Genomic DNA, 2,786 nt, shown 5'->3' on the forward strand with positions numbered 1-2,786 from the left:
CAGCCGACCTTTGCCGGTTTCGGTGTAACTGTCGGACCAGCCATTGGGGCCGCACACCTCATCGAGCCGGCGCATGACATCGCGGGCGTCGATGTAGCAAAGCGCCATGGCGGCGGTGCCGTCAGATTTGAGGCTCTGCGCGCGCCAGCTAACCTGCGATGGGTCGAACGGACGCGAGAGTTTATCGTACATGTTCATGCTGCGACCCTTTCGTCTTTGACCAGCACGCCGGGGATCATCCGGATGCCCGCGTGGACATCGCGATCGGCTTGCATTTGAAGCCATGCTTCCAGATCGTCTGGACGTGTCCGCATGTAGTGCTGGAGCAATGCGCGACGGTCTGTGATTTCTGCCCGCCAGACAGTCCTCAAGCTGATCGCCCGCGCGCCTTCGACCGCAACAGCAGCAGTCGCCTTGTTGGCCCTGCTCGCGTCGCGCTCTGCCTTATCAGCCGCCCGGCGCAATTCGTCAGCCCGTTGTGCGGCCTCCAGGTCAGCACTGGCCTGCGCGGCGCGCTCGGCGTCGATCTGGGCCTGTCGCGCCGCCTCTGCTTTACGCCGAGCCTGTTCAGCCCGTTCGCGCTGCTCCGCCTCCAGTTTCATCTGGTAAGGCACCAGTGCCCGCTTGGCCGTGGCGACGATCAGGTCAGTCTTGTCGATGACCGGCTTCCACCGCGCCTGCACGGCCTTCTTGCCTTCATCGAAGGGCTTGGCCTCTTCCTTGCGGAGATTGTCCGCGTCCTTGCCGGCCTTGCGGCCCTCATCGATCAACTTTGCGACAATCGCCGCGACTTCCGCCGTCTCGACAGGCTCGCCATCAAGGAAGCCTTGTGCGGTTTCCATGAGTGTGTCGATGTGCAGCGACATGGCCGGGAGGGCGTCAAGCGGAGGTCCGCCATTGTCACCGATAGAGCGGTCAGTTTCGCTCATTCAAATTCTCCATGATCTTTGCGACGTGACAGATGCCGCGCCAGCGGAGGAAATCCGGGTTCTCAGCGGGCCACGCGATAGGGATGGAAGCCCGGCAGGGGCGAGACGGGGACCGGCTCGACGGCGTAGCCGCGACAGCCCGTCCCGGAGTGATCGCCCTGCTCACAGCACGACCACCCAAGCCATCATCCACACAATAGCCCCTGTAACCATGATCTCAGGGAGTGAAGGAAAGCGAGTCACAGCGATGCCTCCAGAATTGCCCGGATGCTGATCCGCCCATCGTGCAGCAGCGCTTTCCATTCGCGCGTGCGGGCGTCCCAATCGGCATCGAGGTCTTGTTGGATGAAATCTTCGCCAAGAAGGCGGTGTTGCTCCCGCACATGATAGGCAACGCTCAGGTCGCGCATCATCTGCTCAAGGGATTGGGTGGCGAGCTGCATTAGGCCCTCCTTAACAATGGCAGTTGCCGGAGATCGCGGGGTTGCCTTTTGGCTTGCCGCACATCCCACAGCGACCTTGACGGCGAAGCTGTTTGGCCCGAGCAACGGCAGGAGAGTCCTGATGATAGGTGATCTCCTCGCCGCACTTGGCGCACGACTTTCCAATGCTGGCGGTGTCGCAGCAGCTGGAGAAAGGGGTCGAATTGAAGTCGTTGGCGCAACGGGTGTAAGCCATCCTTCAACCCTCCTTCGCGTTTGGATCGTCAGACGGCTCATAATTGCCGTCCTCCATTTCGATGGCGGCGAGCAGCGGGTGGCGGTAAAGATCAATCACCCCACGCTCTTTCAGCGCATCGCAGATCAGGTCGTAGGCTTGGCCAAAGCGGCCATCCTGCCAGCCTCCATTGCCTTCGTAGGCGGCGCGTTCGGGGATGCGGTCCATCCTTCAACCCTCCTTCATCGCCCGCGCCGGGGCGGGGTCCTGAGACCAGCCATGCTTGTTCATGGCGGCGTTGAATTGGTCAGCCGTGATGTTGGGTCGCGTGTCCCGGTAATGCGGCTTGTGAGCGCGGCAGACCTGACCCGGCAGCAGGATTTTGGGCTGCGCCTTGGGCAACCGCTCCATGCAGACAGGGCAGCGGACGCCGAAATATTTGCGCTCCAAACGCTGCATTTCCTTCATGTCGCGGAAGGCGTCGATCATGTCCGACATCACCCGTCTCCGTTCAAAGATTTGAGTTGTCGCCGCAGCTTGGGCAGGCTCAAGATTGCATCCAGACCGGCTTGAAACTGCGGCACCTGTGCACGGGTGAGCGCGGGGTTGACGCCGGGCATCTTCGCGAGGCGTTCGGCTTCCTTGAGCTTGGCCGCGAGCCGCTTGCGATCAATACGTGCCGCCTCGTCACGATCGGCGCAGTGCTGCACCGGCTCGTTGTCGAAGTATGCGGCTTCCGCGTAGAGGGACATAATATCCTCCTGCCTTAGGCTGGGTTTAGGCTGCGGCGTATGTCGCGGGCCGGGCGGGGATTGCGTCGAGATCGGCAAGCCCGAACATCGGCAGGAAGAAGAATGGCTGTCCGCGCTGCGCCATCAGGCTCGCGCCTTGGATTTCATTCGAGGCCCTTGCGGCGTCCCATGCGGCGGCCCTTGCGGCGGCCCATGCGGCGGCCCCTGCGGCGTCCCCTGCGGCGTCCCATGCGGCGGACCCTGCGGCGGCCCTTGCGGCGGCCCTTGCGGCGTCCCTTGCGGCGTCCCCTGCGGCGTCCCATGCGGCGTCCCATGCGGCGTCCCCTGCGGCGTCCCATGCGGCGGACCCTGCGGCGGCCCTTGCGGCGGCCCTTGCGGCGTCCCTTGCGGCGTCCCCTGCGGCGTCCCATGCGGCGGCCCCTGCGGCGTCCCCTGCGGCGTCCCATGC

The 2,786-nt window shown here is 63.9% G+C and carries 8 protein-coding genes; all 8 read right to left on the minus strand.

What is annotated here, in order from left to right; all coding sequences use genetic code 11:
* On the minus strand, window positions 1-198 hold a 198-nt coding region (locus tag ACFQ24_RS04090), incomplete at its 3' end, for a Rad52/Rad22 family DNA repair protein (protein ID WP_380909185.1).
* Complete coding sequence (locus ACFQ24_RS04095) at window positions 195-929, minus strand: hypothetical protein (RefSeq protein ID WP_380909187.1); 735 nt, start codon at window positions 927-929, stop codon at window positions 195-197. The genes ACFQ24_RS04095 and ACFQ24_RS04090, both read right to left, overlap by 4 nt.
* Before the next feature lie 239 nt (window positions 930-1,168).
* Window positions 1,169-1,372, minus strand: a complete 204-nt coding sequence (locus tag ACFQ24_RS04100; protein WP_380909189.1) for a hypothetical protein — start codon at window positions 1,370-1,372, stop codon at window positions 1,169-1,171.
* Between the two features lie 10 nt (window positions 1,373-1,382).
* Window positions 1,383-1,607, minus strand: a complete 225-nt coding sequence (locus ACFQ24_RS04105; RefSeq protein WP_380909191.1) for a hypothetical protein — start codon at window positions 1,605-1,607, stop codon at window positions 1,383-1,385.
* Between the two features lie 3 nt (window positions 1,608-1,610).
* Window positions 1,611-1,814 (minus strand): hypothetical protein, encoded by a 204-nt coding sequence (locus ACFQ24_RS04110; RefSeq protein ID WP_380909192.1) that lies wholly within the window; start codon window positions 1,812-1,814, stop codon window positions 1,611-1,613.
* 3 nt (window positions 1,815-1,817) lie between these two features.
* Window positions 1,818-2,084 (minus strand): hypothetical protein, encoded by a 267-nt coding sequence (locus tag ACFQ24_RS04115; RefSeq protein ID WP_380909194.1) that lies wholly within the window; start codon window positions 2,082-2,084, stop codon window positions 1,818-1,820.
* On the minus strand, window positions 2,084-2,338 hold the full coding sequence (locus ACFQ24_RS04120) for a hypothetical protein (protein WP_380909196.1): 255 nt from the start codon (window positions 2,336-2,338) through the stop codon (window positions 2,084-2,086). Before ACFQ24_RS04120 ends, ACFQ24_RS04115 begins: the two co-directional genes overlap by 1 nt.
* Before the next feature lie 25 nt (window positions 2,339-2,363).
* Window positions 2,364-2,786: hypothetical protein (locus ACFQ24_RS04125; protein ID WP_380909198.1), on the minus strand; the 423-nt coding region annotated here is incomplete at its 5' end.

Origin of the sequence: Sphingobium olei, from assembly GCF_042678845.1 — a bacterium.
Classification (GTDB): Bacteria; Pseudomonadota; Alphaproteobacteria; order Sphingomonadales; family Sphingomonadaceae; genus Sphingobium; species Sphingobium olei.